Origin of the sequence: Allobosea massiliensis (assembly GCF_042655245.1) — a bacterium.
Lineage (GTDB): Bacteria > Pseudomonadota > Alphaproteobacteria > Rhizobiales > Beijerinckiaceae > Allobosea > Allobosea massiliensis.
Window position 1 is genome coordinate 45767 of record NZ_JBHSLU010000161.1, and the last position, 13521, is coordinate 59287.

At 63.9% G+C, this 13521-nt stretch carries 18 protein-coding genes; 13 read left to right on the forward strand and 5 right to left on the reverse strand.

Going from position 1 to position 13521, the window contains the following annotated elements:
• Positions 1-2: 2 nt before the first annotated feature.
• The 5 genes from ACFPN9_RS29300 to ACFPN9_RS29320 all read right to left on the reverse strand — a co-directional run bounded on the left by ACFPN9_RS29300 (position 3) and on the right by ACFPN9_RS29320 (position 5342).
• Positions 3-1649: a recombinase RecT gene (locus ACFPN9_RS29300; protein ID WP_377818072.1), complete on the reverse strand. Its 1647-nt coding sequence runs from the start codon at positions 1647-1649 to the stop codon at positions 3-5.
• Positions 1646-2098: a hypothetical protein gene (locus ACFPN9_RS29305; protein ID WP_377818073.1), complete on the reverse strand. Its 453-nt coding sequence runs from the start codon at positions 2096-2098 to the stop codon at positions 1646-1648. Before ACFPN9_RS29305 ends, ACFPN9_RS29300 begins: the two co-directional genes overlap by 4 nt.
• On the reverse strand, positions 2095-2730 hold the full coding sequence (locus ACFPN9_RS29310) for a hypothetical protein (protein ID WP_377818074.1): 636 nt from the start codon (positions 2728-2730) through the stop codon (positions 2095-2097). Before ACFPN9_RS29310 ends, ACFPN9_RS29305 begins: the two co-directional genes overlap by 4 nt.
• 136 nt (positions 2731-2866) lie before the next feature.
• Complete coding sequence (locus ACFPN9_RS29315; RefSeq protein ID WP_377818075.1) at positions 2867-3808, reverse strand: YqaJ viral recombinase family protein; 942 nt, start codon at positions 3806-3808, stop codon at positions 2867-2869.
• An 826-nt stretch (positions 3809-4634) separates the two neighbouring features.
• Complete coding sequence (locus tag ACFPN9_RS29320) at positions 4635-5342, reverse strand: S24 family peptidase (protein WP_377818076.1); 708 nt, start codon at positions 5340-5342, stop codon at positions 4635-4637.
• Positions 5343-5466: 124 nt separating this feature from the next.
• Here ACFPN9_RS29320 and ACFPN9_RS29325 point away from each other — a divergent pair, with 124 nt between their 5' ends.
• The 13 genes from ACFPN9_RS29325 to dcd all read left to right on the forward strand — a co-directional run bounded on the left by ACFPN9_RS29325 (position 5467) and on the right by dcd (position 13389).
• Positions 5467-5760 carry a hypothetical protein gene (locus tag ACFPN9_RS29325; RefSeq protein ID WP_377818077.1) on the forward strand — a complete coding sequence of 98 codons (294 nt, stop codon included), beginning with the start codon at positions 5467-5469 and terminating at the stop codon, positions 5758-5760.
• A complete protein-coding gene (locus ACFPN9_RS29330; RefSeq protein WP_377818078.1) occupies positions 5757-6020 on the forward strand; it encodes a hypothetical protein in 264 nt (87 codons plus the stop codon). The genes ACFPN9_RS29325 and ACFPN9_RS29330 overlap by 4 nt, the downstream gene beginning before the upstream one ends.
• A 99-nt stretch (positions 6021-6119) precedes the next feature.
• Positions 6120-6560, forward strand: coding sequence for a GapR family DNA-binding domain-containing protein (locus tag ACFPN9_RS29335; RefSeq protein ID WP_377818079.1), 441 nt, complete (start codon positions 6120-6122; stop codon positions 6558-6560).
• 52 nt (positions 6561-6612) lie between these two features.
• A complete protein-coding gene (locus ACFPN9_RS29340; RefSeq protein WP_377818080.1) occupies positions 6613-7140 on the forward strand; it encodes a hypothetical protein in 528 nt (175 codons plus the stop codon).
• Between the two features lie 113 nt (positions 7141-7253).
• Positions 7254-7835 carry a hypothetical protein gene (locus tag ACFPN9_RS29345; protein WP_377818082.1) on the forward strand — a complete coding sequence of 194 codons (582 nt, stop codon included), beginning with the start codon at positions 7254-7256 and terminating at the stop codon, positions 7833-7835.
• Positions 7828-8373, forward strand: a complete 546-nt coding sequence (locus ACFPN9_RS29350) for a gamma-glutamylcyclotransferase family protein (RefSeq protein WP_377818083.1) — start codon at positions 7828-7830, stop codon at positions 8371-8373. The genes ACFPN9_RS29345 and ACFPN9_RS29350 overlap by 8 nt, the downstream gene beginning before the upstream one ends.
• A 107-nt stretch (positions 8374-8480) precedes the next feature.
• Complete coding sequence (locus ACFPN9_RS29355) at positions 8481-8816, forward strand: hypothetical protein (protein WP_377818084.1); 336 nt, start codon at positions 8481-8483, stop codon at positions 8814-8816.
• Positions 8813-10963 (forward strand): AAA family ATPase, encoded by a 2151-nt coding sequence (locus tag ACFPN9_RS29360; RefSeq protein WP_377818085.1) that lies wholly within the window; start codon positions 8813-8815, stop codon positions 10961-10963. The genes ACFPN9_RS29355 and ACFPN9_RS29360 overlap by 4 nt, the downstream gene beginning before the upstream one ends.
• Positions 10941-11567, forward strand: coding sequence for a hypothetical protein (locus tag ACFPN9_RS29365; RefSeq protein ID WP_377818086.1), 627 nt, complete (start codon positions 10941-10943; stop codon positions 11565-11567). Before ACFPN9_RS29360 ends, ACFPN9_RS29365 begins: the two co-directional genes overlap by 23 nt.
• The gene (locus ACFPN9_RS29370; protein WP_377818087.1) at positions 11564-11881 is read left to right on the forward strand and encodes a TSCPD domain-containing protein; all 318 of its coding nucleotides are present in this window, start codon (positions 11564-11566) and stop codon (positions 11879-11881) included. Before ACFPN9_RS29365 ends, ACFPN9_RS29370 begins: the two co-directional genes overlap by 4 nt.
• On the forward strand, positions 11878-12222 hold the full coding sequence (locus ACFPN9_RS29375) for a hypothetical protein (RefSeq protein WP_377818088.1): 345 nt from the start codon (positions 11878-11880) through the stop codon (positions 12220-12222). The genes ACFPN9_RS29370 and ACFPN9_RS29375 overlap by 4 nt, the downstream gene beginning before the upstream one ends.
• Positions 12212-12910: an FAD-dependent thymidylate synthase gene (thyX, locus tag ACFPN9_RS29380; RefSeq protein WP_377818089.1), complete on the forward strand. Its 699-nt coding sequence runs from the start codon at positions 12212-12214 to the stop codon at positions 12908-12910. The genes ACFPN9_RS29375 and thyX overlap by 11 nt, the downstream gene beginning before the upstream one ends.
• Positions 12907-13389: a dCTP deaminase gene (dcd, locus tag ACFPN9_RS29385; protein ID WP_377818090.1), complete on the forward strand. Its 483-nt coding sequence runs from the start codon at positions 12907-12909 to the stop codon at positions 13387-13389. The genes thyX and dcd overlap by 4 nt, the downstream gene beginning before the upstream one ends.
• Positions 13390-13521 lie beyond the last annotated feature (132 nt).

Consider the following 13521-nt stretch of genomic DNA (forward strand, 5'->3'; position numbering starts at 1 on the left):
GGTCAGGCCTGCGATGTGGCGGGGTTGGCCGCGCGATAGGCGTGGCCTACCTTCCAGGCTTCCGCCTCGACATCGCTGTAGACCGCCGGCACCGCGCCGATCGCCCGGCCCTTGGCGGCCGCCTTCAGGCCCTGAACGTAGGCCTTCACCTGGCCGAGGTCGTTCGTGTCGATCCCGCGCGGCGCGTGGTCGAGCTCGTGCATCATGATGCGTTCGAGCTCCGCCTCGTCCTCGGGCGACATGTCGGGCTGCTGCTGCGCCGCTGGCGCGGGCGCAGGCTTGGCCTCGGGCGCGGTCTCGGTTTTCGCCGGCTGCGCGGGGGCGCCGTCCTTCACCCGGGCGAGGGTCTGCTGGTAGGCGAGAGCCGCCTCCTTGTAGAACGGATTGTCGTTTGGAACGCTCTTGAAGTCCTTCATGAAGGACTTGCGGCACTTCTCCAGGCCAGGCTCGTCGGTCACCGCAGCGAGATCGCGCTTGAATGCTTCCACCTTCGCCTTGAGCGGGTCCTCCTGCTCAGCCGATCGATCGTCGTCGGCGAAGGGGTCGTTCCCAGGCTCGAGTGCGCCGGCCGCCGCCGCCATTTCCTGCTGCGTCGCTCGCTCATCGGCGACCGGGTCGCGCGGCGCGTCCGCCTTCTTCTCCGGGGCAGCCGTGCCGCTCGTCACCTTGACCGGCTCCTTCGGCGCGGCATCGGGCGCGCGGACCAGGTTCTTGGTGATGATGCCCTTCTCGATGACGAGATCGGCATCCTCGATATCGCCAGCGCCGGCCTGCTGGCCGACATCGACAGCGTCGCCGCTCTTGGTCATGACGCCGTCCTCGATCACGAGGCTCGCGGCCGCGAAGAGCGCGTCGTAACCCTTCGGCTTCGGCGCGGGCGCGGCGGTCTCAGGCTTGATTTCGCCGGTGTCAGGGTCGTGGGCCGGCAGGGGCGCAGTGACAGCGGGAGCCGTCTGAGCCGCCGCGCGAGGCTGGCGCTCCTTCTTCGGCGCCGCGATACGATCCAGCTTTTCGGCCATCGTGTCGCGGGCATCGATCTCGTGATAGTCGACGCCCTTCACGGCCTCGATCTCGTCGGGCGCGTAGACGCCGAGAATGACCTCCGGAAAATGCCGCCGACACCAGGCGCGCACGGCATAGTAGTGGAGCTGCTGATCCGGATCGTTCTTCCAGAGCGGAGAGTTCTTGGGCTGAATCCGATCGAACTCGGGCGACTTGTATTCGACCGTCTCCGGCTCCTCGTCATCGCCCGGCCGCGTGAGGGCCCAGACACGGAGTTGGCGCTTGCCGCCCTCCCCCGTGTATTCCGTCTTGATGCGCCCCTTGATCGGCGCGCGCATCTGAATCACGGCCTGGATGAGCTGCGCCTCGTAGGCGATCTGGTTGTTGACCGAATAGCTCTTGTTCGCGACCTGGTAGGGGTTCATGTCCCACGCGATCGCCTGCATCACGACGGCGTGGCAGGCCCCGGGCTCACCACGCAGGTGGGCGCGGACGGCGATACCGGAGCGCGACATCAGCTCGGCCGTGGCGATCGTGTCAGCCATATTGGCATAGGCAACGCCGCCGGCGTGCCGGCTGACCTCGAGCAGGTTCATCGGAGTCTTGCCGGCATGCGGTGAGACGGTCAGTTCGGTAGCTGCGCTCATGATTTCACCTTCTGGATTGCGGACTTCAGCTTGATGTTGAGGGAGCGGATATCCTCGACGCCCATCGGGCGGCGGGCGAACTCATCGGGCGTGAGCGCGGCGTTGTAGCCGGCGGCCCAGCACAGAAAATCGGAGAGCGCCAATGACAGCTCCTCGGCCACCTGCTTCGGCAGGATCACGGCGGCGTAGCCAGGCGGGACCTGGCCCCACTTGATCATCTGCTCTGGGCGGCTTTCGTAGACGGGGCCTGGCAGTGGTTGGACCGACATCAGCTTGATGACGTTCTCCAGCATCTCGCCGTAGGTGAGACCGTGAGCGAAGTGCTTCGGGCCGCCCTTCTCCTTGACCCAGACCAGCGAGAATGCGCCGTCGACGGTCTGGGAGATGCGGACCTGGAGGCCAGTCGAGACCTCCGCGAAGTCAGGGTCGATCGTCGGGTCCACCTTCATCGGAAGCTCGCCTTCACGTCTTCCTTGATCACCGCGCCGGCGCACTCGCGGCCGCCTGTCCGGACGTAGGCGTTGAGCGCTTTCTGGAGATCGTCGCGCTTCAGGTACGGGCGGAGCTTCACGACATCGAGATTGTCGATGTCGATGATCTCGCCCTTCCATTCCGTGCGGGATGAGCCGACGACTCCTCCACTGCGAACGCGCGTAACGTCAGCGGCTTTGGGCGCCGGGCCCTCGAGGCTGGCGGCAGCGATGGCGGCTTGCTCGGCCTTCTCGTCGGCGGCAGCCGAACCAGCGAGGTCGCCATTCGCCGCCGCGAGTGCGGCTAACTCGGTCTGACGCTTCTCCTCCTCGAGCGCCTTGGCCGCCTCCTCCTCTCGCCGCTTGCGCTCGTTCTCGATTACCGCGCGGTCATAGGCCGTAGCCCGCGCCTCGAGCTCAGTCTTCAACGTCGAGATCCTGGTGGCATGGTCGTTGAACCACCCATTGGTTTCACGCTGAGCCTGCAGGTGCGGCCGAACTGCCTCGGCGCGGGTATCGTCGAGACGCTTCATAAGCCGCGCCATCGGCACGACGAGCTCGCCGATCTGAGCCTTGTGCTCAGGCGTCGACACAACGGCCGGCGCGGTCATGGCCTTTGTCAGCAGCTCGTCGACCTCTCGGATGAGGTCGCGGTGTTCGTCAGCGAGCACCTCGGAGCGAGGTGGGTTGTTTCCGCCGACGCCGTGGCGGAGTTCATCGTCTTCAGATGCCATGGTTCTGCCCTTGCTAGAGACGCTTCACGTCGAGGCGGCGGTAGGAGCCCGCCTTCACCTCGTAGGCCTTGCGGTTGATGGTCGGCCGCTTGACGGACCAGCCCGGGACATGGGCGCGCTCGAACGCGCCGATCTTCGCGGCGATCTCGTCGTCGCATTCCTCGACGATCTTCTCGTCGACCTTGATCCGCTCCTTGGCGGCGAGCCGGCGCTCCAGCAACTCAGGCATGAGGTTGTTGCCGGACAGGTCGATCTCGCGGCCGTTGTCGGTGCGGCCAAGCTCGTTCAGCAGCGAGGCGTCCCTCTTCCAGTCGGGGTCAGGCTCCTCGCCGGCGGCGATCGACGCCCAGAAGGACGAGACCTCCTCCACCACCCTGCCCCAGGCGCCCTCGTGGATCGGCACCGGAACCAGCGGCATCTCAAGGCCGTGCATGACGACAAGCGGCGCCACATAGGCCACCTCGGCGCCGGTCAGCTTGGCCTCGACAAGAGCCTGGACAACGACATGGAGCGGTGGCTCGACGACCCATGAAGCAGGAGATCCGAGCTTGCCCTCCACGAGCCACTTCTCGCGGAAGACCATCGGCTCGACCGACTTGATCTGGACCGTTCCGAACACCCCGTCATCGTCGATCAGGACGTCAGGCGTGCATCCGATCCGGCGATCGCGATCCCGCCAGTAGAGCTGCGCGCGGCCGCTGTTGTGCTTGATGGTCCAATCCGGACGGCGCTCCTGCAGCAGCTTCACGGCGACGGGCTCGAGCAGGCGACCGCGCTGCATCGGCGGCGTCTCCTCCGGATCTTCCGAGATCTTGCCGGCCTTGAGCTGCCAGAGCTGGAACGGCGTCATGAATGGATGGGCCCCAAGGAGCGCGGCCGCGGCGGACGCTGTCACATCTCGCTCGCGCAGAGCCAGCCAGGCGGATCGGTCTGAGGCTGGGATCTTTTCGATCACGGGAGCCCATCCACGGAATCGTCCTTAGCCATGCAGGCCAGAGCCATCGCGAGGGAACCAAGGAACGCGCCCACGAGGAGAGATACGACGACGGCCGTCGCAAGGGTGCCGTAGCTGACCATCAAGCCCTCCCGCCAAGGCCGGACAAGCTGACCTGTCCCAGGCAGCGAAGACGAGGCAGGCTGACCGCGACGTGCTCGCGGTCGCCGGAGAACTCCCGTGGAACGAGGTGCGGCGCCGGTCGCGTGAAAAGGACGACGACTGCATCGGGGCGTGTCGGATGAGGAAGATAGCGACCCATCAGAACCGCCCCCGGTCGGTGGGCTTTCCACGGGACGCCGGAGCCGCGAGGACTGCGGCAAGGGAGGCCAGCGTGGCGATGAGGCCAACGACGACGACCGCGAGAATCACGGTCTCAGGCGATATGCCAAGTTGGGAAATCTGGGATTGCATTGCGCTGACCCTTCCGGTTGCGACGGAAGGAAATTACGTCGCAAACGTAATTTATGTCAACGCCCTCGACGTAATTTTTTTTCGAGCAGCCCGAAATAAAGCTCTCCGACCCCCAAAAATATTACGGCCCGGCAAGCCATCGCGGGTAACGCGCTCTCGCGTGCGCCGCAACGCGCGCGAGCGGTAAATATAATATATATTCTAAACTCTTCAGATAATACGATATATCGATAAGAAAATAGGGTGGCGCTACAGCGCCACCCCTTTAATGATTATCGTATCAACAAGTACGGATCATGATTTTTGTTGATATGATAGAGCACAATTGTTCAACAAAATTCATTATCCGTACCTGAGATTGGACATCGCGCGATCAGGCCCGGACAGGTCTGACGTTGGATGATGCTCGATTTCCAGGAGTCAGTGCCCGCCATTGACCGGATCGAACGACCGTATTGACGGGGCTGGCCCAGGTGATCCTCTGATCCCTCATCAACGGCGCGTTGTGGCTCTCGAGGTCGAAGAGGCCTGGTCTCGTGCCCTTGAGGACCTTCTTGAGGTATCGGTTCCCGATATCCGTTGCCACTGCAGCCTCGCGTCCAATCATCACCTCGATATCCTCGCTGAACTTCCTGCAGATGATGACGTCGCCGTTATCGTAGCGCGGGTACATCGAATCGCCGCGGATCTCGAGCGCCAGCGCATCAGGCGGAAGCTGGAATGGGACCTCGATTTCGTAGAGTGGCGTGCTTGAGTCGAACTGCTCCGACATGGTCTCGATTGTGCCGCCGGCGCCGATGACGCCGACGACGGGAACCTTGAAAAGCGCGGCTTCAGGCTCTCCGTCGCCGTAGAGAATCCACTCTGGCTTCACCCCGAATAGCTCGCCTAGGCGCCGAGCGGTGTCGGCATCGATCTCCGCGCCACCTTCCCAGCCGTAGTAGGTCGTCTGCGGTATCCCGAGCATTCGAACCGCGTCCATTTTGAAACGAAAGCCAGCGGCCGAGCGAGCCTTCGCGATGCGGTCTGCTCGCGCCTTTCGGCGCGCAGTTTCGGCGGTTTCCCGTTCTTTTTCCTGCATGAATGCCTCCTTTCGATGGGTTGGTCTCCTTATGGCACGACTTGGTTCAAAAAAGTTACGTCGTGGACGTTGACTTTTATTACGTTGCGAACGTAATATCTACGGGCAACGAGGAATTTCGTTTATGACCGATGTCGTCGACGCCCCCGCTACCCCTGCCAATGTCGCTGAGCTGATCGAGGCCCTGGGCCTCTCCTGGCTGGCCGGTCGCTTCGGGCACAAGAACGTCACCACAGTCTCCGGCTGGAAGCGTCGGGGCTACATCCCGGGCGAATACTGGTCAGGTATCGTTTCCGCAGCGTATACGAAGGGCGTTAACGGTATTTCGGAAGATGTTTTGGCACGATGGCACGCCGAAACCCGTGGTGTTCCTTTGATTGCTCAGAATGCACCCCTCACTTTAGGAGGGGAAAATTGAGCGAGAATGAGAACCCGGGAGATAATCCTGCCGTCATCACCGTTCGTTGCAGCGGTGAGATGATCGGAATTCTCCAGAAGCATCACGATGCCGGAAATCGCCAGAGAACTATTGCTGCCGCCGATGGCTACCTGTCCGCAATCGCGACCTGGCTCGAGGCCTCGGTCGGTCCAGAGGCGGCCTTCAACATCCTGACGCGCCAAGTCGACGCCGTTACGGCGAAGCAGGCGCGCGAGAGGCACCTGCAAGAGCAGGGTTAGCCAGGCCGGCGCTGACCGGCCGCGGCAGCGCCAACCACCAACCTGACCAAGACCGCGGCCTCGCGCTGCCACGATGGCGCTCGTCCAATGGAGAAGCACATGGCCCGCAGGCCGAGAGCAAGTAAAGCGGCTGCAGCCGCCGGCGCCGTCGCCAAGAGCAACGGCATCAGCGCCGATCTCATCAAGGAATACATCGAGCGCTTCGACGCCCTCGAGCAGGAACTCGCCTCCGAGAAGGGCAAGTTCATGAAGAAGGCGAAGGACATCGCCGAGGCCCGCAAGGAGCTGTTCACCGAGGGGAAGACGCGCGGGATCAACCCGAAGGCGCTCAAGACCGAGATGAAGTGCTCGCGGCTCAGCGCCAAGATCCTGGCGGAGCGGAATGCGCTCGAGGGCGAGGATGCCGAGCAGGCCGAGCTCATCCGGAACGCGATCATCGCGATCAATACGCCACTCGAGCCGGAAACGGCTGACGAGAAGAAGGCGGCGGACGCCAGCCTCGCCGACAGCCTCACCGGCGACGACGAAGACGACGACTGAGAACCGCGCCGCCGGCTTCGGCCGGCGGCTCCCTTATACGCGGAGCCGTGCTGTGACCCATATCCTCGCTATCGACCTCGCTGGCAGCGCCGGCGTCTGCGACTGGAAGGTCGGGGAGAAGCCCGTCTTCTACACCATCCCGCTTGGAGGCGAAGACGAACAGGGTTTCGACTCCTGGCGCAGAAAATCAGTCCGCGCGATGCGGTGGGCAGCATCCCGCCTCAAGCTCAACGACATCGACGATGTCGTGATCGAGGCCCCGATCCAAGGAATGTGGGGCAGCACGAACGCCAGCACGACGGCCAGCACATTCATCCTTCTCGGCGCGATCTTGGGACCGATCGGTCTCCGGGCGGTCACCTGCACACCGGGTAAGGTCCAGACCGTCCGAAAGCACTTCATCGGCCATGGGACACTGAAGAAGGAGATCGCCAAGCCGCGCGTCCGCCAGACCTGCGAGGCGATCGGCTGGTCTGTCGCAAACTACGACGAATCCGACGCCGGGGCGCTTGCCCATTGGCGCGCCCACCAACTCGGGCTCTCGCACCTGATCCCCGACGTCAAGCAATTCCATAGGTGAGCCATGATCGGATCACCACACCACACAAGTATCCACACTGAAGAGACGGGAAATCTCGATCTCACCGTGCTGGGGATGGCGCACTTCGCCGCCACCGGGCCAGAAAACACATCGTGCTTCATGTGCTCGCACTGGAACCGTGGCGACGTCTTGACTATGGGGCGGACATCGGACGGATGGCTGTCGGCGCGACCGTGCGGCAAATACATGGAGATGACGCAGTCGCCGGGCTTCCGGATATCGCCGACGACACCGTCATGCCGGCATTTTATGCCTTCGGACACGCCTCCGACGCTCTACGTCAAGCCGCCCGAGAAGAAGGCTGGCAAGGAATGAGCCAGTCCTTCTACCGCCGCAGCACCGAGCTCGCACCCCAGCCATTCACCGGCATGCTACGGGCGGTCGACCAGCACGCGATCCGGCATGAGAGTGCGATCGCGGCTTACGCCAAGGAAGGTCTACCGCAGCCCGAGGACCACGCCTTCAACGCGCGCGCCATGCGCGCCGTCGAGCGCATCCTCGTCGGCATAGAGCGGTTCTGGGACACGACTCCGCCGGCCGCCATGTCCATCAAGGAGATGATGGCGCGCTTCGAGGCAACACGCGCCAAGGCTGCCGTCTACATCGATCCGCAGCGGAAGCAGGCGACCCAGGAGATCCGGGCCGCGTCTTCGCTGGAGGGCGACGATGACTAAACTCAAGGTCATCAACAAGCACGGCTGGGAACGGGAAGAGCACGAGCACTACGTGGAAAGCCCGTGGATCGGGCGGCGCCTGTTCGAGGTTGAGCGCTTCGAGGGCGAGGTCTGCGACCCGTGCTGTGGCTTTGGCAACATGATGGAGGGCGCGCGCGCCGCTGGTCTGCCCATTCGCCCGTTCGACCTCGTCAACCGAGGATATGAGCATCTTTGGGGAACGCGCGACTTCCTCCAGAGCAGGCAACGCTTCGCCAATTTTGCGATGAACCCGCCCTTCGGGCCGATCGAAGAGTTCACGCGCCACGCCGTGCGCCTGGCCGAGAGAAAAGTCGCCGTCGTCTTTCCCGCGCGACGTCTCAATGCGGCCGGCGCCTGGCTACGCGATCTTCCTCTGGCTCGGATCTACTTCCTAACCCCGCGGCCCAGCATGCCGCCTGGTCACGTTTATCGCGAGCTTCTCGCCGCCGGGAAAGAGCCCAGCGGCGACACCAAAGACTATGCAATAGCCTTATTTATCAAGAACTTCGAGGGGTAGCCGGTCACGCGCTGGCTTCACCGCGACGGAGACGCGGCATGACAACATCGACCCCGAAGGCTCCGAAGCCGCGCAAGCGGCGCTCCGGTCTCAAATACCGCTCCTACTTGAACCACGAGATCGTCCAGATGGCCTTCAAGGCGGGGCAAGGCATGACGCCCGGCCAGATCGCGGAGGCGATGGGCGGTGATGCCACAGGCGGCCGCGTCGGTGCGCAGCTCCGCAAGTATGGCGTCCACCTCCCCCGTCGCGGCGACGACGACATCATGCAGCTACGTTGGTCGCGCCGCGATAGGCTTGCCCTCGAGGAGATCGCCTCGAAGCGCCAGCACGACGCGCCGGACATCGCCGTCATCGCGCTGCGCATCCTGATCGCTGAGCCGATCTTGTTCGGCAACCTGCTCGATGAAGCCGATCAGATCGACGAGGCTCTGCGTAAATGAGCGGTCTCGACGACCTCGAGAAGGTGATGCCGCAGATCGCCGAGTTGGTCTGGGGCAAGGCTCAGCCTGGCTCGACCAAGACCGAAGTCCGATACGGCGAGGGTCGCACAGTCAACCCCGTGAAAGGGCGCTGGTGGATTCACGGGCCCGACGTTGGCGGCGGCCCGATGAAGCTGCTGGAGCACGAGCTCGGCTTAAAGGGGCGCGAGGCCTTCGACTGGCTTCGCCAGCACAGCTTCCCGGTCGGCGAGGCGCCAGCTCGCGGTGGTGCAGATCAGCACCAGTCGCAACCCCGCGAGCAGAAGAAGATCAAGAAAGAGATCGCGGCGACGTTCGATTATGTCGACGAGCGCGGCGAGATGCTGTTCCAGGCCATTCGCTTCGAGTGGGATGAAGGCGGCAAGCGCAAAAAGAGCTTCGGTCAGCGCCGTCCGCCGCGCGCGGACGATGACCAGGATGCGGTCAAGGGCGGCTGGGTCTGGAAGCTCGACGGCGTCACGATCGTCCCGTACCGACTCCCAGAGCTGCTCGCAGACATCGCCAATCGCGCGATGATCTTCTTCGTCGAAGGCGAGAAATGCGTCGACCTCCTGCGCTCACATGGCGTTCCAGCGACCTGCAATCCGATGGGCGCCGGAAAGTGGTGGGATGAGCTGACGCCCTTCTTCAAGGACGCTGACGTCGTTTTCCTCCGCGACAACGATGAGCCGGGCCTGAAGCATCGTGATCTCGTCGGCGGCAAGCTTGCCGGCACGGCGCGCCGCGTCCGCGCTCTCGATCTCCCGAAGCTGCTGGAGAAGGAAGACGTCTTCGACTGGTTCAAGGACCACGGCGGCACGGTCGATGCGCTCTATGACCTCGTCGACACCAAGGCCGTCGACTGGCAGCCCGATCGAACTGTTCGACCGAAGCTGACATCGGTCCTCTGGAAGGATCTCGACGCCCCCGGGCCCGAGCACGAATACCTGATCGACGGCATCCTGACTGTCGGCGAGGTCTCGATGATCGCCGGTCCGTCGCGGCACGGGAAGAGCTTCGCGGCTGTCGACGAGGGTCTGGCCGTTGCCCGCGGCGTGCCTTGGCTCGGGAACGACACGCTGCGCGGCGGAGTGATCTACATCGCCGCCGAGAGCGGGCGGGGCGTGAAGAAGCGGCTGCGGGCCTACCGACGCTGGCACGAAATCGCGCCCGAGACGGAGCTTCCGTTCGTTCTCCTGCCTGCTCAGTTCGATCTCTATGGCTCAGAGGACCACACGAACGCGCTCCTAGAGGACGCCAAGCTGTGGGACACCTACTTCAAGGAGACATTCTCTGTCCCGCTACGCCTGATCGTCATCGACACCTTCGCGGCCGCGACGCCCGGTGCTGACGAGAACTCGTCCAAGGACATCGGCCAGGCCCTGAAGCGCGCGACCGCTATCGCTGCGCAGACCGGAGCGAACGTTCAGCTCGTCCATCACATGAATGCCGGCGGCACCAAGCCGCGCGGCTGGACCGGCATTCTCGCGAACATCGACTCCGTCGTGACGATCGAGAAGCACGAGAAGCGCATCGACGAAGATGGTCGCCCGATCCGCTACGCCACGATGTCGAAGAACAAGGACGGTGAGGATGGGCGGACCTTCCGCTTCGTCCTCCGTCAGATCGAGACCGGGACGGACAAGCGCGGCAAGCCGATCACCTCCTGTGTCTGCGTGCCGCCAAAGGAGGACATCGATCCCGAGCGCACCGAAGACGCCGGGTTCAATGCGACGGACAACGATCGGCAGTTCCTCAAGTGCATCAGCGACGCGCAGCGCGCAGATGGCGAGTTCCCGCCGAATGACCTGAAGGTGCCGGCGCGCATCAAGAAGGTCGTCTCGATCAACAAGGCCAAGATCGTCTTCCGCGATCGGTTCGCCGGCGGCGAGGAAGGTTCTGACGAGCAGATCCGCACGCGCCTCGCCCAGCGCTGGAAGCGCGCCCACGACCGCATGGTCCAGTACGGGATCATCGGCTCAAGCGATCCCTGGATGTGGCTCACCGGCAAGCCTGTGAAGGGCATGCGCCTCTCCGACGCCGAACCCGCACGCATCGAGCCGACCGGCGAGCCGGAGCCCGGCCAAGACGCCATGGACGAGATCGATGCCGACCTTTCCCTCGTTTGATCACCGGCAGGCCATGTCACGGAAAAACGAATTCAACCGAGCCTATATCGAAGAGTCCGTCACGGATTTCGATCATCCGTATCGACGTGGCCGAGCATCGTCACAAGACGATGACTTCGAAGGGGGTGAGATCACCGGCTCTATTCGTGATGTCGAAGCCGAAGCCGGCGAAAATGATTGGACACCACGTCGTCTCGAACAGCGCCTGATCGAGGGCGCCAAGGTGATGCACGTCACGGTCAGTCGTGTCGGCCCATCCGGCGCGCGCGGCTTCTGGCCCGAGAGCTACCCGATCTTCCAGGACGAGTTCGACAGGCTCCAGCGGGTCTATCCGAACGAGACGACCGGACGGGCGAAGCTGCAGGCGACGTCAGCTCAGATTGCCCGCGCGGACCAGGCTCTCGCTTGGCCCAAGCGCTACGTCGCGAACCTCCACGTCCTCAAGGTGCTCAACGCCTGGATCGCCTCAAAGGCGATGCGTCGCTCCTGGGCCGGCGTCGTCAAGGAGCGTGGCTGGTCTCTCGCAACTGCCGATCGATGCCGCGACCGCGCCAAGGCTGAGATCATCCAGGGGCTTCGGCGCGATGGAGTGTCGTTCTCATGATCACGCGCGAGAAGCTGCCAACCCGGCGGGAGGCAGAGCATTTCGAGTTCGTCTTCCGCGGGCGCAAATTCGAGGTCGGCGTCGGCCGGCATCCCGATGGTCGGATCGCAGAGGTCTTTCTCTCAACGGCCAAGAGCGGCGCTGAGATGCAGGCCATCGCCCGCGATGCCGCAATCACCATCAGCATCATGCTCCAGCACGGAGCTCCCCTGCCCGTCCTGCGCGCCGCGGTGACGCGCGACCACGACGGCAATGCCGACAGCCCGATCGGCGCCCTCCTCGACCGCATGCATGAACTGGAGATCATTCAATGACCGAGCGACGAGACGCCGTGGTCGAGGCTGTCCGCGAGGACTTGCTTCGTCGCTCCCAGGTCGGGATCGCCAAGTACGGCGTCACCCTCGAGCGCAAGGATCTGAACCTACGCGACTGGCTGCAGCACGCCTACGAGGAACACCTCGACGCGGCCAATTACCTGAAGCGCGCGATCCTCGAGATCGACGCCGCGCCGGCAGGTCCGGACGACAACACGATCAACCGCGCCGCGGTCCTGCTGAAGCAGCGCGTCTTCCCTCAGAACGACGTCCCGGCGGCGATCCGCCAGGTGCTCGAGGCCCTCAACACCGCCAGCAAGGAGGCACAGCATGCGGCCTGATCAGACCGGGAAAATCGACGTCCTCGACCACGGCTTCGTTCGCCTCGTCGACTCCATGGGTTCGGACCTGTCCGTCGTTCGCGCGGCTCGCGTCAGCTATGACGCTGCGTGGCGCGCCGGTGAGAACGAGGGCAGCGACAAGCGCCTGATCAACTACCTCGTGAAGAACAGGCACACGACGCCGATCGAGGCGGTCGAGTTCCAGTTCGAGGTCAAGGCGCCGATCTTCGTCCTGCGCCAGTGGCACCGTCACCGGACCTGGACATTCAACGAGCTGTCGGCCCGTTACCGCGAGCTGCCCGAGGAGTTCTATATCCCGGAGCCCCACATGGTCGGTGTGCAGAGCGCATCGAACAAGCAGATGCGCGTCCTGTCGGATCTCGCCGGGGTGACGCAGGCCGATCTCGACTTCATCGCCGACCTTCAGCGCCACTCCGAAGAAGGCTTCGCCCTTTATCGCAAGCACCTCGGCGCCGGAGTGCCGCGGGAGCTCGCCCGGCTGTTTCTCGGCCTCAACACCTATTCGCACCAGTTCGCGAAGATCGACCTGCACAACCTCCTGCACTTCCTGAATCTGCGGCTGCACTCGCACGCTCAACACGAGATCAGGGTCTACGCCGAGGCGATGCTGGAACTGATCCGGCCGATCGCTCCGGCCGTGGTTGAAGCCTGGGAGGCCACCCGATGATCCTCCCCGCCCAGACCATCCGCGCGCTCTGCAGCCCGCCATCGCGACCTGGGGGCATCCCGTCGCTGATCTACCCCTTCTCTGAGCGGGCGAAGCTCTACGGAATGACCTACGGGCTTGGTCCGGCGGGCTACGACGCTCGCATCGACCAGGACTTCACGCTCTGGCCAAAGCAGTTCCGCCTCGCATCGACGATGGAGCGGTTCTGCTTGCCGCGCGACCTGACATTCAAGGTCGAGGACAAGTCCTCTCTCGCCCGCCGCGGCCTCTCGTTGTTCAACACGACGGCCGAGCCCGGATGGGAAGGGTTCCTGACTTTGGAACTTGTCAATCACTCCTGGCGGCCGATCCGCTTCAAGCGGGGCATGCCGATCGCTCAGATCGTTTTCCACCGCCTCGAGGCTGAAACCGACGCACCTTACATGGGCCGTTATCAGTTCCAGGAGGCGGGCCCGCAGGCGGCCCGGCTGGAGCTGTGAGCCGCGGCTGGCGGGTGGCTCTCACCTCCGGAATCGTCATGGCCGCGTTCGGGATGCAGATCGCTCCCCTCGGATCGGACGCCTACATGATCTCGGCCGGCGGGTTGGTCCTGTCCGCTTTCCTGCTGGCGG

Coding starts and splice junctions, on each gene's coding strand:
- dcd (WP_377818090.1), top strand. CDS start 12,907: ATGATCCTCCCCGCCCAGACCATCCGCGCGCTCTGCAGCCCGCCATCG.
- ACFPN9_RS29350 (WP_377818083.1), top strand. CDS start 7,828: ATGACTAAACTCAAGGTCATCAACAAGCACGGCTGGGAACGGGAAGAG.
- ACFPN9_RS29335 (WP_377818079.1), top strand. CDS start 6,120: ATGGCCCGCAGGCCGAGAGCAAGTAAAGCGGCTGCAGCCGCCGGCGCC.
- ACFPN9_RS29305 (WP_377818073.1), bottom strand. CDS start 2,098: ATGAAGGTGGACCCGACGATCGACCCTGACTTCGCGGAGGTCTCGACT.
- ACFPN9_RS29370 (WP_377818087.1), top strand. CDS start 11,564: ATGATCACGCGCGAGAAGCTGCCAACCCGGCGGGAGGCAGAGCATTTC.
- ACFPN9_RS29365 (WP_377818086.1), top strand. CDS start 10,941: ATGCCGACCTTTCCCTCGTTTGATCACCGGCAGGCCATGTCACGGAAA.
- thyX (WP_377818089.1), top strand. CDS start 12,212: ATGCGGCCTGATCAGACCGGGAAAATCGACGTCCTCGACCACGGCTTC.
- ACFPN9_RS29360 (WP_377818085.1), top strand. CDS start 8,813: ATGAGCGGTCTCGACGACCTCGAGAAGGTGATGCCGCAGATCGCCGAG.
- ACFPN9_RS29310 (WP_377818074.1), bottom strand. CDS start 2,730: ATGACCGCGCCGGCCGTTGTGTCGACGCCTGAGCACAAGGCTCAGATC.
- ACFPN9_RS29320 (WP_377818076.1), bottom strand. CDS start 5,342: ATGCAGGAAAAAGAACGGGAAACCGCCGAAACTGCGCGCCGAAAGGCG.
- ACFPN9_RS29325 (WP_377818077.1), top strand. CDS start 5,467: ATGACCGATGTCGTCGACGCCCCCGCTACCCCTGCCAATGTCGCTGAG.
- ACFPN9_RS29300 (WP_377818072.1), bottom strand. CDS start 1,649: ATGAGCGCAGCTACCGAACTGACCGTCTCACCGCATGCCGGCAAGACT.
- ACFPN9_RS29375 (WP_377818088.1), top strand. CDS start 11,878: ATGACCGAGCGACGAGACGCCGTGGTCGAGGCTGTCCGCGAGGACTTG.